18 protein-coding genes are annotated in these 26,679 nt (G+C 34.8%); 1 reads left to right on the plus strand and 17 read right to left on the minus strand.

What is annotated here, in order from left to right; translation table 11 throughout:
• Nucleotides 1-108: 108 nt before the first annotated feature.
• The 9 genes from pelA to FJOH_RS22010 all read right to left on the minus strand — a co-directional run bounded on the left by pelA (nucleotide 109) and on the right by FJOH_RS22010 (nucleotide 14,914).
• A complete protein-coding gene (pelA, locus tag FJOH_RS21970; protein WP_012026222.1) occupies nucleotides 109-2,109 on the minus strand; it encodes a pectate lyase in 2,001 nt (666 codons plus the stop codon).
• A gap of 9 nt (nucleotides 2,110-2,118) precedes the next feature.
• Nucleotides 2,119-3,717 carry a glycoside hydrolase family 43 protein gene (locus FJOH_RS21975; protein WP_012026223.1) on the minus strand — a complete coding sequence of 533 codons (1,599 nt, stop codon included), beginning with the start codon at nucleotides 3,715-3,717 and terminating at the stop codon, nucleotides 2,119-2,121.
• Between the two features lie 170 nt (nucleotides 3,718-3,887).
• Nucleotides 3,888-5,108, minus strand: a complete 1,221-nt coding sequence (locus tag FJOH_RS21980) for a glycoside hydrolase family 88/105 protein (protein ID WP_044048002.1) — start codon at nucleotides 5,106-5,108, stop codon at nucleotides 3,888-3,890.
• Nucleotides 5,109-5,130: 22 nt separating this feature from the next.
• Entirely contained in the window at nucleotides 5,131-6,336 is a 1,206-nt protein-coding gene (locus FJOH_RS21985; protein WP_012026225.1) for a glycoside hydrolase family 88/105 protein, read from the minus strand.
• A 12-nt stretch (nucleotides 6,337-6,348) separates the two neighbouring features.
• Nucleotides 6,349-7,548 carry a glycoside hydrolase family 88/105 protein gene (locus FJOH_RS21990; protein ID WP_012026226.1) on the minus strand — a complete coding sequence of 400 codons (1,200 nt, stop codon included), beginning with the start codon at nucleotides 7,546-7,548 and terminating at the stop codon, nucleotides 6,349-6,351.
• 41 nt (nucleotides 7,549-7,589) lie between these two features.
• Complete coding sequence (locus tag FJOH_RS21995) at nucleotides 7,590-8,546, minus strand: alpha/beta hydrolase (protein ID WP_012026227.1); 957 nt, start codon at nucleotides 8,544-8,546, stop codon at nucleotides 7,590-7,592.
• 104 nt (nucleotides 8,547-8,650) lie between these two features.
• Nucleotides 8,651-10,324 carry a RagB/SusD family nutrient uptake outer membrane protein gene (locus tag FJOH_RS22000; RefSeq protein ID WP_012026228.1) on the minus strand — a complete coding sequence of 558 codons (1,674 nt, stop codon included), beginning with the start codon at nucleotides 10,322-10,324 and terminating at the stop codon, nucleotides 8,651-8,653.
• Between the two features lie 12 nt (nucleotides 10,325-10,336).
• Nucleotides 10,337-13,441, minus strand: coding sequence for a SusC/RagA family TonB-linked outer membrane protein (locus FJOH_RS22005; protein ID WP_012026229.1), 3,105 nt, complete (start codon nucleotides 13,439-13,441; stop codon nucleotides 10,337-10,339).
• Nucleotides 13,442-13,486: 45 nt separating this feature from the next.
• Complete coding sequence (locus FJOH_RS22010; RefSeq protein ID WP_012026230.1) at nucleotides 13,487-14,914, minus strand: glycoside hydrolase family 28 protein; 1,428 nt, start codon at nucleotides 14,912-14,914, stop codon at nucleotides 13,487-13,489.
• A gap of 290 nt (nucleotides 14,915-15,204) precedes the next feature.
• Between FJOH_RS22010 and FJOH_RS22015 the strand changes: the two genes are divergently transcribed.
• The gene (locus tag FJOH_RS22015) at nucleotides 15,205-16,233 is read left to right on the plus strand and encodes a LacI family DNA-binding transcriptional regulator (protein ID WP_012026231.1); all 1,029 of its coding nucleotides are present in this window, start codon (nucleotides 15,205-15,207) and stop codon (nucleotides 16,231-16,233) included.
• Between the two features lie 240 nt (nucleotides 16,234-16,473).
• Here FJOH_RS22015 and FJOH_RS22020 read toward each other — a convergent pair whose 3' ends face one another.
• The 8 genes from FJOH_RS22020 to FJOH_RS22055 form a co-directional block, all read right to left on the minus strand.
• Nucleotides 16,474-18,096: a UxaA family hydrolase gene (locus tag FJOH_RS22020; protein WP_012026232.1), complete on the minus strand. Its 1,623-nt coding sequence runs from the start codon at nucleotides 18,094-18,096 to the stop codon at nucleotides 16,474-16,476.
• Between the two features lie 38 nt (nucleotides 18,097-18,134).
• Nucleotides 18,135-19,583 carry a tagaturonate reductase gene (locus tag FJOH_RS22025; protein ID WP_012026233.1) on the minus strand — a complete coding sequence of 483 codons (1,449 nt, stop codon included), beginning with the start codon at nucleotides 19,581-19,583 and terminating at the stop codon, nucleotides 18,135-18,137.
• A gap of 209 nt (nucleotides 19,584-19,792) precedes the next feature.
• On the minus strand, nucleotides 19,793-20,461 hold the full coding sequence (locus FJOH_RS22030) for a bifunctional 4-hydroxy-2-oxoglutarate aldolase/2-dehydro-3-deoxy-phosphogluconate aldolase (protein ID WP_012026234.1): 669 nt from the start codon (nucleotides 20,459-20,461) through the stop codon (nucleotides 19,793-19,795).
• A gap of 12 nt (nucleotides 20,462-20,473) precedes the next feature.
• Nucleotides 20,474-21,496, minus strand: coding sequence for a sugar kinase (locus tag FJOH_RS22035; RefSeq protein ID WP_044048511.1), 1,023 nt, complete (start codon nucleotides 21,494-21,496; stop codon nucleotides 20,474-20,476).
• A 177-nt stretch (nucleotides 21,497-21,673) separates the two neighbouring features.
• Nucleotides 21,674-23,077: a glucuronate isomerase gene (gene uxaC, locus FJOH_RS22040; RefSeq protein WP_012026236.1), complete on the minus strand. Its 1,404-nt coding sequence runs from the start codon at nucleotides 23,075-23,077 to the stop codon at nucleotides 21,674-21,676.
• A gap of 24 nt (nucleotides 23,078-23,101) precedes the next feature.
• Entirely contained in the window at nucleotides 23,102-23,893 is a 792-nt protein-coding gene (locus FJOH_RS22045) for a gluconate 5-dehydrogenase (RefSeq protein WP_012026237.1), read from the minus strand.
• Between the two features lie 4 nt (nucleotides 23,894-23,897).
• Nucleotides 23,898-24,737: a 5-dehydro-4-deoxy-D-glucuronate isomerase gene (kduI, locus tag FJOH_RS22050; RefSeq protein ID WP_012026238.1), complete on the minus strand. Its 840-nt coding sequence runs from the start codon at nucleotides 24,735-24,737 to the stop codon at nucleotides 23,898-23,900.
• A gap of 98 nt (nucleotides 24,738-24,835) precedes the next feature.
• Nucleotides 24,836-26,305, minus strand: a complete 1,470-nt coding sequence (locus FJOH_RS22055; protein ID WP_012026239.1) for an MFS transporter — start codon at nucleotides 26,303-26,305, stop codon at nucleotides 24,836-24,838.
• Between the last annotated feature and the right edge of the window lie 374 nt (nucleotides 26,306-26,679).

A 26,679-nucleotide genomic window follows, 5' to 3' on the forward strand; every position in this document is an offset into this window, starting at 1 on the left:
TTCTGAGATGCTAAGGTTCTAAGGTTTTAGGTACAGATGTTCTAAGATATTAAGTTTTTAAGTCTAATTCAGATACTTAGTAACTTAGCATATTAGAACCTAAGCACCTTAATTAGAATACCAATTTGCCACTGTATCTTTTAAGATATTTTCTATTGAATATTTATCGGCTTCCTTTTTGGTAAGCTGATGTGACCATGTTACTCTTTTCTTTGGCTGAAATCCTTCTCCGCTGTTATTATATTCGGCATAAAAGGTATTTTTCTCTGCATCTGGTTTTGACCAGTTTTCCCAGCCTTCAGGTTTAATTTGTTTACCTAATTCGCAGTTTATAAAAGCTGTTTTAGCATAAATGCGCCATGGTCGTCCTAGATAGACTGCATTTGCTGCAGTTTCAGCGGTTAGTTTACAGTTCTTAAAAACAAAACCGAAATCTACTCCTTCAGGAGTTGAAGCTGCTGTAACATACGAACTTTTAATACTGTGAATGATACAATTTTCAAATAAGGCTGTAGCACCTCCAAAGATAAAATCGGTTGTACCTTCTATATAGCAGTCTTTAAAGTACTGCTTTGCATTTTTTCCTGATAAGTATAAGGTATCCTGATTTCCTAAAATAGTACAGTTGGAAATTTTAGCGCGAGTTCCGGTAACAGATAAGGCTATTGCTTGTCCTTTATCGCCTGAAGCATTTTTGAGAGTTAAGTTAGATGCTGAAAAATCATCTCCTTCTACTAAAAGCGTTGATGTATAAAAAGTACTGTTTCGTCCTAAATTGATTTTTGAAAAATTATCATCAAAAGTAATGATAGTATTCTCTTTGCTTTCGCCTTTTAAAATCACATTATTATTCCATTCCGGAATTCGGACTTTTTCATTGTAAACTCCGTTTTTCACATAAATTGTGACTTTCTCATAAGGAAATGCCGGACAGGCATACACTGCATCTTGTATTTTAGTAAAATCTCCTGATCCATCCTGAGCAACTGTAATTAGACTGACATTTTTCTTTTCAGAAGCTGAAACTTTTGTACCATTTTTAACTGCCCAGTCTGGAAATTTCTTTAAGACTTCTTTTGGCGCGTCTGTATACCATGAATAACCGTTTCGTCTTTCGGCGCCAATTTGATCTATTGACTTCTTTTTAATGCCGTCACGATCACAGAAAAAAGGTTCGTTAGTTTCTAAATCCATAAACCGAGCCCAAATTGGTCCCGCATTTACAGCAGGAATCATTTTTTTGTCTACAACTTTTCCTGCATCGTTTAAAACTCTTTTTTCTTCTAAATTGGTAATTTTAGTTTTTTCGAACCATTCAACAGCACTTTTTACAGCGATGACTATTTCTCGTGAAGGTTTTTCGACAGCCATTAACAGCAAAACAATTTTTGTTGATTCGTAACCGCTTAAGGACGCCAGTTCAAAAGCTCTTGCATTTGCCGGGGCAAAAGTAACTTCATCATGCTGCGCACACCACGCTGTTAAAATACCATTTTGCTTGTATTGTGTTTTTAAAATACAGTCAATTCCTTTGTCAAAAGCTTTTTTACTCTTTTCTACAATATCTTTTGAAGGTTTTATACTGTAATAATCAGTTTCGTCTGCAACAGCTTTTATCACATTCATTATATTGATCATCGAATCATCATTATAAGTAATGTGTGTATAATATCCTTTTTTTAATGGATAAAACTGAGGCCAGCCTCCATTTGCATATTGTGCTTCGAGCAAATAATTTAATCCTTTTAAAAATGATTCTTTATATCGCTCGTCTTTTACCTGAGCATACATTTTAGACATAAAGAGCATTTCCTGAGTCGTTGCTCCGTTGTCTGTTGTGGTTTCCTTTGTGGTCTTTTTAATTTCAAGCAGATCCTTTTTTTGCGCAGGAGTCAGTTCATTCTGCATTTGAATGTTTTTTGGCCATCCGCCAATATCTCTTTGATAAAGCAGTACATTTTCGGCAATCTTTTTAGCTTCATCACTGCCAAACCATGATGCATCACTTTTACGAATTATATCCGACCAGTTTTTATATGTATTCTGTGCCTGGATGCTAAAACTCAAAGCAATACTAAAAAGTAATATGATTTTTTTTAACTGAATCATTTTAAAATTTTATTTCGTTACCCTAAACCAATCAACGGCCACATTTCCAGAATCGTTTGTTACTTTTTCGCTTAAAGCAAAAAGTCCCATTTTAGCACCAATCCATTTTCCTTCGGTTGAAGTAAAATCATTTCCAATAGGCTGATAGTTTTTATTGTCTAAGCTGTAAAAGAAACTGCAGATGCCGCCTTTTTTAACTTTCACTTTCAAATAAATTGTATTGCTGGAAATCAAAACCGGTTTTGTTTCGGTTTCTGAAACCGTTTTATTAAAAGTTCCCGTTTTTTGATTTAGATATAATTTACCGTTATCGTTTTTAAAACACAAATAACTATAATCCAATCCCATTATAATTAGTCCCGTCGATTCTCCGTTGAGCCTTGTATTAAAAGTTAATTTGGCTGTCGCCGAAAATTCTTCAGCAGGGAATTTCTGCAATAATAAATTTGGAGCTTCAAAAATTCGTCTGCTGTCTTTAATAGTTGTCATGCAAAACAAATTCAAATAGCCCATACTTGTAGGGAAACCCCAGTTTATTTGAGAATTTGCCTGCCACTGCCATTGCAATCCTAATTTTGGCTCATTAAATTCATCTGATGCAGCCGGATTTTCAATTGGATATTTTTTGCCAACATTTGGTTTTTTATAAGTTGTAACTGGTTCACCTATTCCATTTTTGTCAAAATCCTGTCCCATAACCGGCCAGTCTTTTTCCCATTTCATAGGTTGTAAATGCACAATTCGTCCGTAAGCGCCTTTATCCTGAAAGTGAATAAACCAGTCTTCTCCAGTTTGTGTCTGTACCCAAGCTCCTTGGTGCGGGCCGTTTATTTTGGTTGATCCCTGTTCTAAAACTTTTTTCTTTTCATAAGGACCAAAAACATTCTTCGATCTTAAAATCGTCTGCCAGCCTGTAGGCACTCCTCCTGCCGGAGCAAAAATATAATAGTAATTGTTTCTTTTGTAGAATTTCGGGCCTTCGATTGTGCCTTCGCCGTCATGTCCGTCAATTACCATAACTTCATCGTTATTCGCAATTGTTCCTTCGGCATTCATACTGCATACTACAATTAAACTTTTAATCTGTGCACGGCTTCCTGCAAATGCATGTACTAAATAGGCTTTTCCGTCATCATCCCAAAGCGGACTCGGATCTATAAGTCCTTTTCCTGCTTTTACTAAAAGAGGTTCTGACCATGGACCTTCGGCCTTTTTTGATTTTATCATGTAAATACCAAAATCAGGATCTGGATAATAGATATAAAATTCATTGTTATGATAGGTTATGCAAGGTGCCCAAACGCCATTTCCGTGCTGTACTTTATCATAAGTATCAAACGGAGGCTGTTTTGGCAGTGCATAACTTAGAATTTTCCAATTTACCAAATCTTTAGAATGCAGGATCGGCAGTCCGGGAATACAGTTAAAAGAAGATGCTGTCATATAAAAATCATCTCCAACCCTTACAACATCTGGATCTGAATAATCGGCATGAATAATAGGATTTGTGTAAGTTCCGTCTCCATTATCCGGTGTCCAGGCTTGTGCCGTATTTTTTTGAAAAGAAAAAACGGAAAGGAGAAGAATAACGATTTTTATATTTTTCATTTTTAAACTATTATTTTATTTAACCCGACAGTCCTAAAACCTGTCGGGTTTGTGTAATTAAGACGTCTGGAATTAGTTTGAGAACTTACTCTGCCATCCTTCGACTTTGCTCAGGAAGACAATGAAAGCTCACAATCCAGAATTAATAATTCATAATTAACAATTATAAACTATCTATTCAATTCTAAAGCTGCCAAAATAAAAGGACCAGTTGCTTTAGGGTCGTTATCTTTTTTTCTTTCGTTTACATAATATTCATAAGAACCATCACGATATGGAGTTCCTCCTAAACCTGCAACCTGACAGCAGTTTGTTAAAGTAATCCCGCCATCTTCGTCTACTTTTTTAATTAAAACTGTTGTTAATCCGTCAAACGCTTTATTAGCCAGTTTTTTATATTTTGATGGTAAATATCCTTTGTTTGCTCCTTTTGCAAAAGCATACGCAAACATAGCAGATCCTGAAGCTTCTAAGTAATTTCCTTTTTCTCCTCCTTTGTCTGTAACCTGATACCACAATCCAGATTTATCCTGATATTTTGCCAAAGCTGCAGATGCGTTGTTTAAGTATTTTATCAGCTCTGGTCTTTTTGGGTGATCTTTTGGGAAATAATCTAAAACATCTACTAATGCCATTACATACCATCCTAAAGCTCTAGACCAGAAATTTGGAGAATTTCCTGTTTCTTTATTTGCCCACGGCATTGCTTTGCTTTCATCCCATCCGTGGTATAATAATCCTGTTTTTGGATCTGTTGCATGCAACTGAATTAATTCAAATTGTTTTGCGATATCATCAAAACTTTTTCCGTTTTCAAATGCCGCAGTATATTCTGCATAGAATGGTTCTCCCATATACAAACCGTCTAACCACATTTGGTTTGGATAGATTTGTTTGTGCCAGAAACCGCCGCTCGCAGTACGAGGCTGTTCTGTTAACTGCTGGCGAACCAGCTGCATTGCTTTTAAATATTTATCCTGTTTAGTTTCCGCATAAATAGCAAAAAGCAGACGTCCCGGAACCACTAAATCTATATTGTATTTGTCTAGTTCGTAGGTTTTAATTGTTCCGTCTTCCTGCACTAATTCATCTACATAACCTCTTATGTAAGCTTTGTAACGCGGATCTGGATTTTTCTTGTTTAATTCTTCAATTGAATGCAGGACCAAGGCATGAACATAATCCCATTTTGGCTTTTTGGCATCATCAAGCATATAGCTTTCTGGATGACGTTTCATTAAAGTTAAAGCCATTTTATCTGACCATTTCATGTCTTTCGAAATAACGATTTCTTTTTTTGCCGTTTCTTGTGAAGTTACTTTACAGCCTGTTAAAGCCATTACGCAAACTAATAAAACCGACATAAAACTGTGTTTCCTACTATTTTTCATTTCAAAATATATTTAAATTCTACTATTTTTCTACTTCTAATGCGGCCAGAATAAAAGGCCCTAATCCGTGTGAGTTGTCTATTTTTATTTTTTCCTTAATATAATATTCAAAAGAACCGTCTCGGTATGGATTTCCTCCTAAACCTGCACTGGCACAAACCTGTGTAATATGAATTTCACCGTCTGCATCAACTTTTATTAGTTTTTCAGTTATGCCATTAAAACCTTTTTTAGCTAATTTTTTATACTTTGCCGGTAAATATCCTTTGTTTACTCCTTTCGCGAAAGCGTAAACAAACATTTCAGATCCCGAAGCTTCAAGGTAATTTCCTTCTTTATTTCCCGCATCTGTAACCTGATACCACAATCCTGATTTGTCCTGATATTTTGCCACAGCTTTTGAAATATCATTTAGATACTGAATGAGTTCTTTTCTTTTTGGATGTTCTTTTGGCATGTAATCCAAAACATCAACCAAAGCCATCATATACCAGCCAATAGAACGTGACCAGAAATTGGGTGAAACTCCCGTTTCTTTATTCGCCCACGGCATCTGTTTGCTTTCATCCCAGGCATGAAAAAGCAGTCCGGTATTTTTATCGAGCGTATGCAGATGTATTTGTTCGAATTGTTTAGCAACATCATCTAAATCTTTTCCATTATCAAATTCTACTGTGTAGCGTGCATAGAAAGGCGTTCCCATATACAAACCGTCAAGCCACATTTGATACGGGTATATTTTTTTATGCCAAAATCCTCCTGAATTTGTTCTTGGATGGGTTTCTAATTGCTTTCTTAAAGTCTGTAATGCTGTTAAATAACGATTGTCGTTTGTTCTTTTATAAAGATCAAACAAAAACTTACCCGGATTTACATAATCGATATTATAATCTTCAAGTTTGTAATTCATAATTTCTCCCAAAGGATTAATTACTGTTTCTCCGTATGCTTTGATGTAATCTGCATAAACAGGATTATTTGTTTTTTGATACAGTTTTTCAAAAGAAGTCATCAAAAGACCTAATTTATAATCCCATTTTGGTTTTTCGTTATTGTCGACCTGCCAGGCCTGCGGAGCACGTTTGATAACAGAAAGTGCCATTCGCTCTGACCATTTTAAATCTTTTGAAATGGTATTTGAGGATTGTGCCAAAAGTGCATTCAATGAAAACAGCATCATACTTATAAGCATGATTTGGGCAAAACTAAAATGGCTTTTCTTTATCATCTTAAATCAATTTTACTTGTTTAATTCTACTGCACTCAGCAAAAATGCTGCTAATGCCGGCGAACTGTTGTCTTTTGTTTTGCTTTTAGCATAATATTCGTTTGTGCCATCGCGGAATGGTTTTCCGCCTAAGCCTACGTTAGATGAAACATTTGAAATTGTAATTTCATTATTTTCATTTGTTTTGACAAATTCTTTTACAAATGCATCAAAAGATTTTTGCGCTGTTTTTTTATACGAAACGTTTAAATATCCTTTATCTGCTCCTTTTGCCAAGACATAAATAATCATTCCTGAACCAGACGATTCTAAATAATTTCCCTGCAATTCCGGTTTATCAGCAACCTGATACCATAATCCTGACGGACTTTGTGCCTGAACTGCGTTTTTTGCTATTTCATTCAAATAACTTACCAATTCTTTTTGTTTTGGATGATTTTTAGGATAATAATCCAGCGTTTCAACCAAGGCCATCATATACCAGCCAATTCCTCTGCTCCATATTGTTGGTGAAGTTCCTGTTTCTTTATCAGCCCATCCAATTTCTTTACTTTCATCCCAAGCCTGATAAGGCAGTCCTGTTTTTCTATCTACTATATAAGTATGAACCAATTCAAACTGTTTTGCAATATCATCTAAACTTTTACCATTTTCATACTTAACAGTATACTGCGCATAAAAAGGTTCTGCCATATACAAACCATCAATCCACATTTGATTAGGATAAATCTGCTTGTGCCAGAATCCGCCGCTTGCTGTTCTGGGCTGGCTTTCAATCTGCGTTTTTAATTGTTTGATAACCGTTAAATAGCGATTGTCTTTGGTTACATCATATAAATTAAACAACAATTTTCCCGGATTTACATAATCGATATTGTATTCTTTAATATCATATTTGGCAATATTTCCATTGGCATCAATTAGTTCATCTGCATATTCTTTTATGTAATTGAGATACTTTTTGTCTTTCGTTTTTAAATACAATTTTTCAAAAGCAGACAAAGTCAAGCTCATTTTATAATCCCATTTTGGTTTCTCAGTTCCATCGATCTGCCAGGCTTTTGGATATTTGTTCAGTATTGTTACAGCTGTTTTTTCTGACCATTTTGCTTTTGCCGAAACTGCAATTCTACTTTGATTTTCATTGTTCTGACCTACAGTAAAAATGCTGTACAACAGGAAAAATGCAAAGACTGTTTTTTTATAGTTCATTCTTATATTTTGTTTTGCCACAGATTAAAAGGATTTTTTGATTAATAGTGACTTGTGTGTTGCAATTTAAATATCTTGTTTAAAAAATGGGTTGTAAAATCAATAGTCTGGTCAAACCAGGGTTGAAAAAACCAAAATGAGTGAGGCGAATTTTCGATTGTATGAACCTCACTGTAAATTTTATATTGATCCAGAATTTTTATCATGTCGTCTCTTCCTGCATGAAACCTCGGAATACTGCTGTTTATAAACAATATTGGAGGTGTATTTTTATCAGCGTGGCTTAAAGCCGATGCATTCTTCCAGTTTTCTTCTTTTTCTTCATAAGAACCTCCAAGCCAAAACGATGCCATTTCTCCTTCTGATGATTCGGGATGCCTGAACGCTAATACGCCGTCTACATTAATAATAGCATTTACTTTTGATGATGATTTACTTTTATTTAACGGATCATCAAAAGCCGAAATTCCATTTGTTGTGCCAATCAAAGCTGCCATCTGACCTCCCGAAGAACAGCCTAAAACCGCAATTTTGTCTGGATCTACTTTGAATTTCTTTGCATTATCTTTTATAAAACGAATCGCATTTTTTACATCATATACTCCGTATGGATATTTTGCTTCGAGCGACAACCTATATTCTATTGTAAAACAAGAATAGCCTTTTGAAGCAATTTCCTGTGCCAAAAGATTCATCTGATTTTTATTTCCTGAACGCCATCCGCCGCCATGAATCATGATAACTGCCAGATTTTGTTTTTGCTTATTATTTACAAAAGCATCCAAATGCAGTATTCTGTCTTTTGATGTAAAATAAACCACATCGCTAATCTGGTTTACATTTTCATTTTTGGCAATTTCCGGTATTGTTATTTCCGGGTATTTCTTTATCAATTTATTATAAGTGCTTTTTACGGTGTACGACGTGTCGACACTGTAAGTATGCTGCGCATTTACTGCACAGGAAAAGCATAACAAAATGAATACAATTTTTCGCATTAAAATCAATTTACTTTTTAGTTAAGAAAGGAGTCCGGCACTTTGGCCAAACTCCTTTTTAACTTCTTCAAAAAAACAAATGTTCTCAAAAAACTAACAAATTACTAATAACCAGGATTTTGAGGAAAATCTTTATTTTGGTTTAAATCCAATGCCGACTGAGGGATTGGTCTTAAAATTTTAAGCTGACCGTCTACACCAACAAAATTTGCTGCTTTAATTTTATAATTATATGCAGAAGCTCTTGCTACTAAAGTTCCGGTGCGTTTCAAATCAAACCATCTTTTATATTCTCCTAATAATTCTCTTCCTCTTTCATCTAAAATATAATCGATGTTGAATTGACCGATTGTTGCATTAGCAACTCCTGCTCTTCTTCTTACTTCGTTTAAACGATCTAAACCTGTTGAAGGCACACCTGCTTTTAAATAGGCTTCGGCAGCAATTAAATACGTTTCTCCTAATCTCGAAACAATAATATCTCTCGTACTAACTGGACCTGTGCTAGAAGGTGTAGTAGGATCCGGATCATCAAATTTCTTAACCGGAATAGTATAACAGTCTAAGTTTTTAATTAATGTATGTGCTGCAGAATACTCTCCCCATGGGTGATAAACAAACGTAGCCGATAATCTCGATGCATTTGCTGTCATCCAAGCCGTTTTATCTGCTGGTGTAAACCATTTTGGCTCGTAAAAATGTCTAACTTTTAATGAAGCAGGATTTGAACTTCTGTAATAAGGATAGTATAAAATTGTTTTTGTTACACCATTTGTTGTTTCAGGACCTTCTACAATTTCTGTCATAAAAGTAGCGTTCCATCTTGCATCACCTTTTTCATATAAACCTAAAGCATAATCTGTAGGACATAAATTATAACTTCTTAACGGAGCTCCAGTTTCTGCACCTCCTAAATACGAACTAAAATAATAAAATTGGTTGTTTCCTAATTTCGTTGGATCTGTACTTGTTGAAGCTTTATCATATTGAACAGAAAAAATCGTTTCAGCATTTAAATCATTTCCTGGTTTAAACAACTGATCGAATGCAATTGCAAGAGTCTGTCCTCCAATTGCTGCATCGGCATAAGCTGCTGCTTTTGAAAAATCATCGGCTTTACCATAAGATTCATATCCTCTGGTAAGGTATACTTTTGCTAATAAATCATTAACCGCTCTTTTGTTTACTCTTCCGGTTGTACTATAAGCAGTAGTTCCAACATTTGCCAAAGCAAAATCTAAATCAGATATTATTTGTGTATAAACTTCTTCTGCAGAATTTCTTGTAAAAGATAATACTGGAGTTGTAACATGTTCGTTAACAATTGGAACTCCGCCATACGTCTGCACTAATAAAAAGTAAGCCTGTGCTCTTAAAAAACGGGCTTCACCCAATAATGTATTTAAATTCGCTGTCTGCTCTGTTACAGATGAATAATAAACTGCTTTATTTACTGATTGAATTAACTGATAACAAGGACGGTATAAATCTGCCACGTTATCTGAAGTAGGAATTAAAAGCGCGTACTGGCTCAAACCTGCTGGTTCCGGAGTTCTTCCTTCTGCATACATATCTGTTCCTGATTCAAACAACCACGGATTTCCTCCATAAATGCTTTTAAGCCAGGCATAGTTTGTATTGATTAATAACTGAAATCCAGATGCGGTTTTATAGGTTGCATCGGCAGGAACATTTGATAAACTTTCCTCCTCTATATAATTGCTGCAAGAACTTAAGCTTGTAACAATCATTCCTAACATTATTATTATTTTTTTCATTTGATATCTTTATTAAAATTTAACACTTACTCCCAATTGCGTTGTTATTGATGCCGGACGATTTACTCCAAAAGATGAAGCTGCCCATTCCGGATCGTATCCATCAAAATTTGTAAACACAAATGGGTCTAACACATTTACATATATTCTTAAATTATTGATTTTTAGTTTTTTCAATAATTCAGAATCCAGTGTGTATCCTAAAGATATATTTTTAATTTTCACGTAAGAAACGTCTCTGTAGTAAGCAAATAATGAAGTCCAGTAAGCTCCTGCTCCTGTTGCTACAGGTCCTGGTCTTGGATTTGTATTGTTGGCATTAGCTTCGATTCCTGCTCCATTTGTTGGAATAAAATAATCCATAGCTAATTTTTGGCGTCCTCTGTCACTTACATCTGCAAAGTTTTGGTGAAAAGTACTTAATACTGTCTGCCCTTGGCTGGTAAGAACTGAGAAATTGAAATCAAAATTTCCAACAGTCAGTTTAGAATACAAACTTCCCTGCCATTCCGGATTTGGGTTACCAATTACCGTTCTGTCATCTGTATTAAATTTACCATCACCATTAAGGTCTTTTGGTTTTGCCTGCCCCGGAAGCATGTTATAAGTTGCTGCTTCTGCTGCCTGGCTTTCCTGCCATACACCATCATAAACATAGTTGTAGTTAGGATTTAAAGGAGATCCTAAAATTAATTTATTACCAATGTCACTTACCTGATCCTGGTTGTAAATTGACTCTAATTTGTTTACGTTTTTAGTAAAAGTAAATGTAGTTTCCCAGTTTACTTTTTCGCTTTTGATATTTTTTGTTGTTAACAAAACTTCGACCCCTTTGTTGCTTACAGAACCCACATTAGCAAATGTATTTTTGTATCCTGTTTCAAGAGGTAATTCTTGTTTGTAAATTAACTTATCTGATAATCTGTCGTAAACGTCAACACTACCAGAAATTCTATTTCTTAAGAATCCGAAATCAAGACCAAAGTTAAGCTCTCTTGTTTTTTCCCAAGTTAAAGCCTGATTCGCTAAATTCTCAGTCTGCCATCCCGAAACTACATTAGCTCCGTTAGCATAAAAAGTCTGTTGATTTAATAATGCCTGAGAAGTATAAGGTGCTACGTTATCATTTCCTGTATATCCTAAACTCGCACGAAGTTTTAAATCTGAAATTACTGAACTGCTGGCAAGGAAAGATTCTTTGCTGATTTTCCATCCTAAAGCTACAGAAGGGAAACTCTGCCATTTATTGCCTTCAGATAAAACAGAAGAACCATCCCATCTTGTAGAAGCTGTTAATAGATATTTGTCTCTAAAGCTGTAATTTACACGAACCGCATAAGAGCTTAATGTATTTTTTTGATATCCTGAATTGATATTATAACTAGTCTGCACTCCAGATCCCATATTATTTGAACCAACATCAAAAGGCTGATTGTTAGAATACATATAAGATGTTTTATCTGTATTTGAATACAAACTCTGTAGTAATAAAACGCTGAAATCATGCACTTCATTAAATGTATGTTTCAAATCAATTTGATTATCCCATGTATAATTAAAATTGTTGAAGTTTTTAATTGAAGCAGAATTTTTTCCGTTTAATGTTACTCCGGCATTAGTTTGTGCTTTATATGATGCGCTTGTTTCTGTATTTTCAATTCCTCCGGCAAATGTTGTTTTAAACGAAAGCCATTTTAAAGGCTGATATTGGAAGAAAACGTTTCCAACTGTCTGCCAAGTTTTTTCTGTTTGAGAAGAATTTGCAATTTCCATTAACGGGTTTACCGTTGATGTTTTGTTAATTGCCCAAGAACCATCAGGATATGTTAGTTTACCAGGTAAAAAGAACAACGTTCCCACCTGCTCATTTCCTTGTGCATCAACTGCCCATGGCGACATAAGCGGGCTAAGTCTGAAGGCATCCTGCATAGCCAGATCTGAACCTAATTCTGTATCCAGACGAGCAATTGTAATATTTGCTCCGGTAGTAAATTTGTCGTTTATTTTATGATTTAATCCTAATTTAAAAGAATATTTATCTGTTGAATCGTTATCGATAAGTCCTTCATCGCTTTGAATACCAAATCCTAAGTTATAACTTAAACCAGAATCTGAACGTCCTGTAACATTTAAGTAATTATTTTGTGTCATACCTGGCTTAAGTACCGCATCTGCCCAGTCAAAATTGTAACCACTATTCGCTCTTGAAACTAATAGCGGACTTTGATTTCCTGCTAAAGCAGCTAATTGAGCCGGAGTTTGTGTTGCTGGCGTAGCACTCATATAGGCTACCTGATGGAATTTCCACCATTCTTCTCCATTCATCATTTTTGGCATTCTTGCCGCTGTTTTTGTACCGTAAGAAGAATCAAAAGTTACATTGATTCCCGGTTTTACATTAGCACCGCTTTTTGTAGTTACAATAATAACACCGCTGGCACCACGAGAACCATAAATTGCAGCAGATGAAGCATCTTTTAAAACGTCCATTCTGGAAATATCCTGTGGATTCAAAAAGTCGATATTATCAACAGGAACACCATCCACTACATATAAAGGAGATGATCCTACTAATGAGTTATTTCCTCTAATTACAACTTTAAATCCGTCACCAGAACGTCCTGATGAAGATGAAATCTGAACCCCAGGCGTGCTTCCCTGAATTGCCTCAAGTGCGCTTGTAGTATTTCTTTCTGTAATTGTTGCAGCACTAATTGTACTTACAGATCCTGTGAGGTCTGTTTTCTTTACAGAACCGTATCCTACAACCACTACTTCGTTTAATGAATTGGATTGTTCTGCAAGGCTTACGTTTACTTTAGTTTTTCCGGCAACGCTTACTTCCTGCGTTTGAAAGCCTAAATAGCTGATAATTAAAACAGCTTTGTTACTGGTTACATTTATTTTAAAACTTCCTTCAAAATCTGTCGAAGTTCCATTTTTAGTACCTTTTTCCTGGATATTTACACCCGGCAGTGATAGTCCGGCAGCATCAGTAATTTTACCTTCTATTGTGGTAGATTGAGCGCTCACTGTATGGCTCACCAGAAAATTCAGGAAAAATAAAAATACAAGATTGTATTTTATTTTTTTCTTTAATGATTTTTGAATGTTCATAATTTTGTTAAGTGGTTTTTTGGTTAATAGTCATTAGTATTTAGTTTATTCTACTTTTTTTTCATTGATGTAGGTATTTATAAAATTGATATTTTTTACATTCTTTAATAAATAGATCGAGTCTACTTTTTGGATTTTTACGTTTTTCAGCGTAATATTTTCTACAGGAGATTCTTTGTAACCTTCGGCCCAAATACTGTATTTTCCGCCATTTTTTACGTTTACATTTTCAAGATTGATGTTTCTTATTACTGGTATAAAGTTTCCGGTTTGTGACCCGTAAACGTTATAAAACATATTCAGTTTTAATACACATTCTTTAACTGTTCCTACTTCAAGGTTTCTAACAAATACATTTTCAATAATACCGCCTCGTCTTGAATTAGTTTTAATTCTTATGGCACGATCCAGATTTGGACTGTCCATTACACAATTTTCTACAAACACATTGTTTACTCCGGCAGATATTTCACTTCCAATAACAACACCTCCGTGTCCGTCGATCATTTTACAATTTTGTACTATTATATTTTTACTCGGAATAGCTACTCTTCTTCCATCTGCATCACGTCCGGCTTTAATGGCAATACAGTCGTCACCGGTATTGAATGTGCAGTTTTTAATTACAATGTTTTGTGAATACTCAGGGTCACAGCCGTCATTATTTGGTCCGTGGCTGTTTACCGTAACACCGTCAATAATCATATTGTTGGTTTTTATTGGATGTAAAATCCAAAAAGGAGAATTGATAACCGTAATATCTTTTACCAAAACCGTATTACATTCAAAAAACTCAATAAAATTTGGGCGCAGGTATCTTCCTTCTCCAAAAATTCTCTGCTCAACCGGAATGTCTTTTTCTGCCATATCAACCAAAACTTCACGATTTGTCGGGTCGTTTTGAGACGGAATTCCTTTTTTCCAGCCGTACATTTTTGCTCCAGACCAGATCCACCAATTTGTACTATCAGCCTGACCATTTAAAATTCCTTTTCCTGTTATGGCAACATTGGTTTTGTTTTTAGCATAAATAAGCGGTGAATAATTCATTAATTCAGTTCCTTCCCATGAAGTATGAACGATTGGATAATCTTTTGGATTTAAACTGAACAAAATTTCAGCTTTATCTTCTAAATGAAGGTTTACATTGTTTTCTAAATGGATGGCTCCGGTTAAGTATTTTCCGTTTGGAACCAAAACTTTTCCACCCCCATTTTCAGTACAAGTCTGAATAGCTTTTTCAAATGCCGCAGTGTTCAAAGTTTTGCCGTCTGCAACAGCTCCAAAATCGTTAATATTATAGGTTTTATCCTGAAAATTTGTTTTTGGGAGGTTTTTTATGGTTAATTCCATAGTTTTCCACGGATCAGTTTCAGCTTCAGGAGTAATTTTTTTTGAGCATGATATAGTCAAAATGACTGTTATACTTAAAAAAACAACTGATTTGAGCGCTATAACCTTATTTGTAATCATTTGTGTGGAATTTCTAGTTTAACGAGGTGAAAAGATCAATAATTATGTAATCGATTACACGAAAATAGAAAATATGTTTCAACGAACCAAATTTATTTAGAAATAAATTGTATTTTTAATTTTTATTAAGAATTATAATTACATTTAATGCAAAAATTATTATAATTTATTATCATTGTAGAATATAAAACGTTGTAGTAATTCGTTATGGTAATCGATAACATTAAACAACAGATTATATAAAAAAAATGTATTTTTGTCGTAGAATTTAACTTGTAAACCCCTTTTTAATGAGCGAAAAAGTAACCATTTATGATATTGCCGAAAAACTAAATATCACTGCAGCTACTGTTTCCAGAGCGTTGAATAACAACCCGAAAATAAAAGAAAGCACTCGTGAGTTGGTTATTAAAACTGCTGCCTCAATGAACTACAAGCAAAACAAACTTGCTTTAGCATTAAAAAGCGGCCGAAGTAATAATATTGGAGTGATTGTACCACGTATTGACAGCAACTTTTTTGCTTCTGTTATTCGTGGTATTGAAGAAGAATTACAGCCTCACGGTTATCAGGTAATTATCTGTCAGACTCATGAAAGCAAACAGAGAGAAAATGAAAATCTATATACTTTAATTGATGCTCAGGTTGACGGCATTCTGATGTCGGTTACCGATGTAACCAGCGAAAATGATGATGCTTTTAACAATGTGTTACAAAAGAATGTACCTCTGATCTTTTTTGACAGGAGCAAACATATTGACGGCGTGAGCTCTGTAACTATTAACGATTTTAGAGGCGGTTATTTAACCACTAAACATTTAATTAACGAAGGATGCCGTTATATTGCCCATTTTTCTGGAGATCAGTCCCTGGAAATCTTTAAAAACAGGTTTTTAGGCTACAAACAAGCTCTTTTAGATCACGGAATTGAATTTAAAGAAGAATATGTTATACCAGTAAAAAGTATGGTTGACGCTGGAAAAGAAGCAGTCGATAAACTGCTGCAATTAGAAACACCGCCTGATGCTATATTCTCGTCGAGTGACTTTGCTGCTTTAGGAGCAATTCAGGAATTAAAAGAGAGAAATATTAGCATTCCGAATGAGTTTTGTGTGGCTGGTTTTAGTAACGAACCTTTTACCAAATTCATGGAATTATCAATTACATCTGTAGATCAGTCACCGCTTGAAATGGGAAAAATGGCTGCACGTGTTTTCTTAGAACAAGTCGATAAAACTGATACTATTAAAATAGAAAAAAAGGTGGTTTTAGCACCTGAATTACACATTCGTAAATCATCTTCGAGAACAAACTTTTAAAATATATTTTACCTTAATAAATTATAAGCTCATTTAACGATGAGCTTATTTTTTTGCCATAAACAATACTAAATCACTCCTATGGAGCTTATATCATGATGGCTCTATTCTTCTGCTATAAATATTCAGCTCCTCTGGAGCTATCTTACGTAAACCGTATTCATAAAAAAAGACGCACTGCTGTGCGTCTCTACATAAACTTTTGCTGCTTTGTATCCCTGTACCTTCGTACCTAAAAACCTAAAGCGAAACTCCTCTTTTCCAAGGAATAAAGTCGTTTTGATTTAAAAGTGCCGCTTTGGTTTTAATTGTTCCGCTGGCAACATCAATAATAAACTCTAACATTTCATCTGCCATTTCATCGATTGATTTTTCACCAGTAATAATACCTCCAGTGTCAATATCGATAATATCTGACATTTTGTTTGCTAATTGAGTGTTTGATGAAATTTTTACAACCGGAGCAATTGGGTTTCCTGTTGGTGTTCCTAAACCTGTTGTAAACAATACCATATTAGCACCAGAACCTACCATTGCAGTTGTACACTCAACATCATTTCCTGGCGTACAAAGCAAAGTTAAACCTGGCTTAGTGATATATTCACCGTAATCGAATACTCCGGTAATAGGTGAAGTTCCACCTTTTTTAGCTGCACCTGCAGATTTCATTGCATCTGTAATTAAACCATCTTTAATATTACCCGGAGAAGGATTCATATCAAATCCTGAACCAGCATCAACAACAGTTTTTTCATACCACTGCATTAAGTCTAAGAAACGTTTTCCGCTCTCGTCTTCAACACAACGGTTTACTAATTCCTGCTCAACACCACATAATTCAGGAAACTCAGAAAGAATTGTAGTACCGCCTAAAGCAGCCAATAAATCTGAAGTTACTCCTAAAGTAGGGTTTGCAGAAATTCCAGAGAATCCGTCAGATCCACCGCACTCTAAACCAATTCTTAATTTAGATAATGGAGCTGGTTCTCTCTTAATTTCGTTTGCTTTTTTAATCGCTTCAAAAGTATCTTTTACAACACTGCTTAACATCGTTTCGATAGTTCCAATTGACTGCTGATCATAGATTAAAACAGGTTTTTTACTGTTTGGATTGATCGCGTCTAAAGCATCTTTAAAAATCGAAATTTGAAGATTCTGGCATCCTAAACTCAAAACTGTCGCTCCGGCAACGTTTGGATTGTTTACATAACCAGCTAATAATTTAGCCAGACTATGAGAATCCTGACGAATTCCGCCGCAACCGCCTTGGTGTGTAATGAATTTTACCTGAATATTGTTGAATAAATTCGCATCATTTGAAGCTTCCTGATTTCCTGCTCCTCCTGTTTCTGATTTTACCAAAGAACGTAACAATAACTGATAATCGTTTTCTTTTGGTTTCATCAATTCTTTCTCAAAAATATCTTTTAAGATTTCGATGTTTCTGTTTTCACAAAATACTAACGGGAAGAATAACCAAACATTTTCAGTTCCAACTTGTCCGTCTTCTCTGTGATAACCCTGCCACGTTCTGTCTTTCCATTTATCAATATTTGGAGCATTCCAGCCAATAGTTTCTGTTTTACCAGTAACTTTATCGCTTTCGTGTTTTACATTTGCAGTAGAAAGCAATCCTCCTCTTTCGATTCTTGCACTTGCTTTACCTACTAAAACTCCGTACATAATGATTCTGTCCCCTACATTAAAAGGAACCATTGCAATCTTATGTTTCATTTTTACATCAGACTCAACTGTAACTGATTCTCCTTCGAAATCAATTACTTCGCCTGCTGTAAGATCCACCAAAGCAACCGCTACATTGTCGGTTGGGTGAACTTTTATCAATTTTTTCTGCGCTGCCATAATTAACCCTTGTTCTTTTTGTTTTTTTTATCTTTTTTTTATTTGATTCTTTCCTGAAACTTAGCGAAACCAGCTTCAATACCATTAGCATCAATTTCTTCTAAAGCAATTGTAATTGCTCTTGTTAATCCTGATATTTCAGTTAAATCTTCATCCCAGAAATTTTTGTTCTGCAAAGTAAGTCTTGCAATTTTCTCATAATCATCTGATTTCCACAAACCATCAAAGAAAGTTACAATATCTTCACTATCATTTACCGGTAAACTTTGTCCGTTCCAAGTTCCTTTGTAGAAACGAATTAAAGCTGCAAAAGCAAATGTTAAATGAACTGGAAGTTTACCGTGAATATCTACATATCCTGTTAAACTTGGTAATACACGAACTTTAAACTTAGAGATTGAATTTAAAGCGATTGATGATAATAAGTGCTTCACAAATGGATTTCTGAAACGGTCTAAAATTTCTTCAGAGAAACCAGCCAATTCTGCTTTATCCATGTTTAAAGTTTCGTTGATTTCTTCAAACAATGCTTTATTGATAAAACCACCAGTAAATTCATTATCAACTGTTTCTTTTACAGTTTCATTTCCGTATAGTAAAGAGAATGGCACCATTGCTGTGTGCGCTCCGTTAAGGATTCTAACTTTACGGGTTCTGTACGGCTGCATATCAGAAATAATTTTTACATCTAAATCTGTTTTGTCAAACGGAAGTTTTGCTTTCAGTTTATCATCACCTTCAATTACCCATAAAAAGAAAGTTTCTGCACTTACAATTAAATCATCTTTATATGAAAGCTGTGCATTATATTCTTCAATCTGGTCTTTTGGATAACCTGGAACGATTCTGTCTACCAATGTGTTATGCCAAGAACAGCTGTTTGTTAACCAAGATTCAAATTCTGCTCCTAATTTCCAGTCTGCACTGTATTTAAAAACAATTTCTTTTAAAGTATCTGCATTATAATTAATTAACTCGCAAGGAATGATTGTTAATCCTTTATCTGCTGCTCCATTAAAATGCTTGAATCTTTCGTTTAAAAGCACTGTTAATTTTGCAGGAAAAGATACAGGAGGCGTCATCGTTGGAAGATCTGAAGCAATATATTCAATACCCGCTTCAGTAGTATTCGAAATAATAAAAGCCAGTTCTTCTTCTTTAGCTAAAGATAAATACTCCTGAAAAGAAGCATAAGGGTCTACTGCTTTTACAATATTGGTAATCAATTCTTTTTCCTGAATTTCTTCGCCTTTTTTTACACCTTTCATGAATAAAGTGTACAATCCGTCCTGTGCATTGATCATATTCACAAGCCCTTTATCAATAGGCTGTACAACTGCAATACCAGCATTAAAATCTGCTTTTTGGTTTAATTTCTGAATAGCATACTCAACAAAAGCTCTTAAGAAATTACCTTCTCCAAATTGTACAATTTTAATTGGAAGCCTGTTTGAAAACTCTGAATTTGATCTGTTAATTTTTTCCATTTTAATTCTCTCTTTAAAAGTGTTATAAATAATCACTTAAACCTTATTCGTTCCTTTAAAACATTGTAAATGAAACATTACACCTGATTTTAAAATAAAACCTGCTGTGAGGAGTGACAGGAATTATTTTGCAAGCGTAATGCTCAATTACAATCTCTAAAATCTAAAAAAAACGCATATAAATAAGGGTTGGCATGATTACTCCTTATTTATTTTCTTATATTTTTTATGATGTCAAGAACCTGACTTACTTTAGCTGTTAAACCGTCAAAGTCTTTTTTGTCTAATATATCTTTTGAAATTAATTGTGAACCTAAACCAACACAGGTTGCCCCTGCGTTAAGCCATGAACTCAAACTTTCAACAGTTGGGTAAACACCGCCTGTAGGCATAATGTTTGTCCACGGGCATGGTCCTTTTATGGCTTTTATAAATTCTGGTCCGTAAGTATCTGCCGGAAATAATTTTACAATTTCACAGCCTAATTCTTCCGCTCTTGCAATTTCGCTAAGCGTACCACATCCAGGAGACCATAATACTTTTCGGCGGTTGCAGGCAATTGCAATGTCTTCTCTAAATACTGGAGTTACAATAAAATTAGCTCCTAAACTCATGTATAATGACGCCGAAGCTGCATCTGTAACAGAACCAACTCCTAAGATCATTCCCGGAAGTTCTGCTAAAGCGTATTTATTTAAAGCTCCAAAAACTTCATGTGCAAAATCACCTCTGCTGGTAAATTCCATTAATCGGGAACCACCGTCATAACAAGCTTTTAAAACTTTTTTACTTAATTCAATATCAGAATGAAAAAACAACGGCACCATTCCGTTATCTTTCATTGTCTGCGCAACCTCTATTCTTGAATATTTTGCCATTTTTTTAATTAATTATCTTGATACTAATGCAGAACCATCACCATCAATCATATTTTCAACTTCTTTTAAAGTAACCAGATTATAGTCGCCTGCAATTGTATGTTTTAAACAACAAGCCGCAACAGCAAAATCTAAAGCTCTCTGGTTATTATTTTGATATTCTAACAGTCCATAAATTAATCCTCCCATAAAAGCGTCACCGCTTCCTACTCTGTCCACAACAGGAGTTACCTCTTTTACAGCTGCCTGATAAATTGCTTTTCCGTCAAACAAAACACCGCCGATTCTTTGGTGTGAAGCACTTACAGAATAACGAAGTGTCGTTGCCGCTACTTTTAAATTCGGGATTAACTGAAACAATTTTTCATATAAAACCGGAAGCGATTTTTCGTCCTGATAATTCGGATTTACTTTCGGAATTCCTAACATGAAATAAGCTGTATCAATGTCTCCTAAAATAACATTGCTGTATTGCAGCATTTCCGGCATAACTTCGCTTGGCGCTTTGCCGTACTGCCATAATTTTGATCTGTAATTTAAATCGCAGGAAATTTTAATTCCCAGTTTATGAGCCACTTTAATAGCTTCTAAACAAGCTTCTGCAGCAGTTTGAGAAATAGCCGGCGTAATACCGCTCCAATGGAACCATTCAGCACCTGCTAAAACTTTCTCCCAGTCTACCTGCCCTTTTTCAATAGATGCCATCGCACTGTGCGCGCGATCATACACTACATTACTGCCGCGTGTTCCGGCTCCGGTCTCCAGAAAATAGATTCCTAAACGCTCTCCTCCATAAACAATGTTTTTAGATTCGACATTCATTTTTCGTATTTCTTTCAATGCCGATAAACCAATCTCATTTTGAGGCAATCTTGTAACAAATTCAGCATTTACACCATAATTTGCAAGAGAAACGCATACATTAAATTCTCCGCCTCCATACGTAGCACCAAATGCTGTTGACTGCGAAAAACGTAAATGTCTTTCTGTCGATAAACGCAGCATGATTTCTCCAAATGCAACTACTCTACTCATACTATCTTTTTTATATTTTACCATTAAGGCATTAAGAAAATTAAGCTTTACTTTATATTCTATTTGCTATTAAAGGTTAAGTTTATTAAGCCCACACGCTTAATTATCTTTATTATTTAAGTAACTATTTATTAAATCAAAAACTTAATTTTCTTACTATCTTAATGGTTAAAAAAATTAGAATTTGAAATACTCTTTTGCGTTGTTGTATGAAATGTCAGCAACTAATTTTCCAATCCATTCCATATCATTTGGAAGTTCTCCGCGTTTGATTTCGTCTCCAAGGAGATTACATAAAATACGTCTGAAATATTCGTGTCTTGGGAATGATAAGAAACTTCTTGAATCTGTAAGCATTCCAACAAAACAGCTGATTAATCCCATATTAGAAAGTGCATTTAACTGCTTTGTCATTCCGTCTTTTTGATCTAAAAACCACCATCCAGAACCAAATTGTACTTTTCCGCGAACGCTTCCGTCGTTGAAGTTTCCAATCATCGTAGCCATAACTTCGTTATCGGCTGGATTTAAGTTGTAGATAATTGTTTTTGTCAATTTATCTTTACTGTCTAAAGCATTTAAAAAACTAGATAGTTTTTGTGCCTGCGGATAATCTCCAATAGAATCCCATCCTGTATCTGGGCCTAAAATTCTGTGCATACGCGCATTATTGTTACGCAATGCACCTAAGTGAAATTGCTGCACCCATCCAAACTCATGATACGTTTCTGATAAGAATATCAAAACAGCACTCTGGAATTTTAAAGCTTCTTCTGGCGTTATAATTCTGTTTTCTCTTTTCTTTTTGAAGATTGAACTGATTTCAGATTCTGTAAAATCTTCAAAATAAATTTGGTCTAAACCGTGATCACTTAATTTACATCCGTTTGCATTAAAGAATTCAATTCTGTTTCTTAATGCTGCTTGTAAATCAGCAAAAGTGTTAATTGCAACTCCGGACACATCCCCTAATGTGTCCAGATATGCATTATAACCATCATTAGCAATTAAGATGGCTTTATCAGGTCTGAAAGCCGTACTCATTTTAATTCCAGTCGAATTGTTAGCGAATTTTTTGTGAAATTCTAAACTGTCAATTGGATCTTCTGTAGTACAAACCAATTCAGCGTTTACTTTTTTAAGAAGGTTTTGCGTGCTGTAAGCCTGAGAATTTATTTTCTCTGTCGTTTCTGTATAAATTTTCTCAGCTGATTTTTCATTCAACAGATCATAAATATCAAAATAACGAGCTAATTCTAAATGTGTCCAGTGGTACAAAGGATTACGCATTGTGTACGGAACCGTTTTTGCCCAGTTTAAGAATTTATCTTTATCAGAACCGTTTCCTGTTACAAACTGCTCATCGATTCCTAACGTACGCATTGCACGCCATTTGTAATGATCGCCGTTAATCCATACATTCGTAATGTTATCAAAAATCTTGTCCTCTGCAATAAACTGCGGATTTAAGTGATTATGGTAATCAATAATCGGCTGATTTTTAGAGTAATTATGATATAACTCTTCAGCGTATTTATTTTCTAATAAAAAATTGTCGTGTATGAATGTATTTGCGCTCATGTCTTTTTAAATATAATTTGAGAATTATTCTTCGTTTGAAGGTTTTCCAATTGTAGCCAGGATTCCACCGTCAACATATAAAATATGCCCGTTTACAAAATCACTCGCTTTGGAAGATAAAAATATTGCTGCTCCGGCTAAATCACTTGGATCTCCCCATTTTGCAGCAGGAGTTCTGCTTATGATAAAATCATTAAACGGATGCCCGTCAACTCTAATTGGTTTTGTCTGCTCTGTTGCAAAATAACCTGGCCCGATTCCGTTGATCTGAACGTTATATTTTGCCCATTCTGTTGCCATGTTTTTCGTCAGCATTTTTAAACCGCCTTTTGCAGCAGCGTAAGCAGAAACCGTATTTCTTCCTAATTCGCTCATCATAGAGCAAATGTTGATTATTTTTCCCTGACGTCTTTCAATCATTCCTTTTGCAACATGCTTAGAAACGATAAATGGACTTACTAAATCAATATCAACCACTTCTCTGAAATCTGAAACTTCCATATCCAGAAGCGGAATTCTTTTAATGATTCCTGCATTGTTAATCAGGATATCGATTGGTCCAACTTCTGCCTGAATTTTAGCAACAGCATCTTTTACTTCCTGTTCTTCAGTTACATTAAATTTATAACCCACTGCATTAATCCCTTCACTTTGAAGTTCTTTTACAGCATTATCAATTTTTTCCTGAGATGAATTTCCGTTTACAACAATTGTTGCTCCGGCTTGTCCAAGTCCTTTTGCCATTGCCATTCCCAGTCCGTGCGTACTTCCTGTAATAAGGGCAACTTTTCCTTTTATGTCAAATAAGTTTGTCATTTTCTTATCTTAAATCAGTGATTTTACAAACGTCCATATCTCCGTAATCTAAGTTTTCACCAGCCATTCCCCAGATAAAAGTATAGTTGCTGGTTCCTGAACCTGAGTGAATTGACCAAGGCGGCGAAATTACGGCCTGATGATTGTTCATCCAGATATGTCTCGTTTCTTGCGGTTGCCCCATGAAGTGGCAAACTGCCTGATCTTGCGGAATATCTAAATAGAAATAAACTTCCATTCTACGGTCGTGAACGTGAGCCGGCATAGTGTTCCAAACGCTTCCTGGTTTTAATTCTGTCATTCCCATTTGTAATTGACAGGTAGTAACAACACTTCCAATAATCATTTGGTTAACGGTACGGTGATTTGCCGTTTCCATTGTACCCAATTGTAATTTATTCGCTTCAGCTAAACTTACTTTCTTAGTTGGATAAGTTGTGTGTGCTGGTGCAGAGTTTAAATAGAACTTAGCAGGATTGTTTTTGTCATCACTTTTAAAAACCACCTCTTTATTTCCAGCTCCAATGTATAAAGCATCTTTAAATCCTAATTCATAAGTGGTTCCTTCAACAACCACAGAACCGCTTCCTCCTACATTAATAATTCCAAGCTCTCTTCTTTCTAAAAAATATGGTGCTTTTAAGGGATCAATAGTTTCTAAAACTAAATCTCCTTTTACTGGTACTGCAGATCCTGCAATATATCTGTCGTAATGAGAATAAACTAATACAACTTCATCTTCCTGCATTAAATCATCAATTAAGAATTCTTCTCTCAATTGTTGTGTATCATATTTTTTTACAGCTTCTGGACTTGACGCGTATCTTGAACTATATTTTGTCATAATTTTTGTTTAATGTAATCGATTGCACAAAATTAATTTTTTATATTGAAAAACCATAATTCAAATGAAAAAATTATTCTATTTAGAAAAATTATCCATTACAAATTTGTGATCGGACTGTATCTAGGAACTAAAGATTTCATTACAATCCATCCTGTTAAATAACATACAGCACAAATAGAGAAAATGATAAAATATCCTGCCTCTATTCCTTTGAATCCCATAAAAACCATTTCAGTTTCTTTAGCATAATCAAACAAAACTCCAGAGCCTTTATTGATTAAAGTAGATCCTACTCCTCCTGCTAAACCACCAATTCCTGTAATTGTTGCAATAGCTTTTTTAGGGAACATATCTCCTACTGTTGTAAAAATATTTGCCGACCAAGACTGGTGTGCCGCTCCTGCAATTCCGATGATGATTACCGGAACCCAGTAACTGATATATCCTAACGGTTGTGCAATTAAGGCCAGCAATGGGAAGAAAGCAAAAATTAACATCGCTCGCATTCTTCCTTCGTATGGGTTCATTCCTTTCTTTTCTACAAAATAAGTTGGAAGCCAGCCGCCAATAATTGATAATAATGTAATCATGTATAAAACAAATAATGGTAAAGCTGCTTCTGTAGAATCCATTCCGTAAACTGAGCTTAAATAAGCCGGAGTCCAGAATAAGAAAAACCACCAAACACCATCTGTCATAAATTTACCAAAAGCAAAAGCCCAGGTTTGTTTGTATTTAAAACAGTCTACAAATGAAACTTTTGAAGTTGTTTCCGGAACATAACCTTCTAATTTGCTGTCTGCAATATCATCCTGCTGAATATAAGCTAATTCTTCAGGACTTACTCTTGGGTGTCTTTCTGGTTTATCGTACATGAAAACCCAGAATCCCATCCATATAAAACCTAATGCTCCAATAATGATGAAAGACATTTCCCATCCAAATGATTTAGCAATAAACGGAATTGTAATTGGAGCTGCCAATGCACCAACTGTGGCACCAGCGTTAAATATACTTGTAGAAAATGCTCTGTCTTTTTTAGGAAAATATTCTGCTGTAGTTTTAATTGCTGCAGGAAAGTTTCCAGCTTCTCCTACTGCCAAAACAAAACGAGCAAAAATAAACAAAGCTACACTTACATTAATTACAAGTCCCGTGTCGTTTATTGTACTTATAATTTCTTTTGATCCATGAAATCCTACCAGCCAGTTTCCTGTAATAATTCCAGAAGTAGCGATACCGCAAAATGCATGTAAACAAGCTCCTATAGACCAAATTCCAATTGCCCACAGAAATCCTTTTTTAGTATCCATCCAGTCTATAAATCTTCCTGCGAATAATAAAGAAACGGCATAAAAAATAGAAAATAAAGCCGTGATATTTCCATAATCGTTATTTGTCCAATGAAATTCCGGTGCAATAAAATCACTCCAAGTTAAAGACAAAACTTGTCTGTCGAGATAATTAATAGTGGTTGCAAAAAAAAGCAGAGCACATATACTCCAACGATATCTTCCTGCGGACTTAACGGTTTGATTTACTGTAACAGCATCGGTTTGACTCATGGTAACGGGTTATTATAGTTAGATATTTTTTTTGGAAAAATCTTATACACACTACGCATAATTTAAACACATTAAAATCAATATTTTAATTTTATAAAACCGTAATAATGTAATCGATTGCACAAATATAGTTTTTAATCTTTATATTCCAAATAAATTGTATATAAAATTATTTTAACTATGTAATTTAATATATTGCATAAAAAAAAGAACTCAAAATTACACATTAAACAATATATATGTTAAAAGTCAACAGGTGAATTTTATCCGTTTTTAGGGGTAAAATTGTCCTAAAACAAGATAGTTTTGAAAGAGTTTTATCCTATATTGTCACTTTTAAAACAAAAGCTGCAAACAAGCAATAAATCATTGTA

Source organism: Flavobacterium johnsoniae UW101 (assembly GCF_000016645.1).
GTDB classification, from domain to species: domain Bacteria; phylum Bacteroidota; class Bacteroidia; order Flavobacteriales; family Flavobacteriaceae; genus Flavobacterium; species Flavobacterium johnsoniae.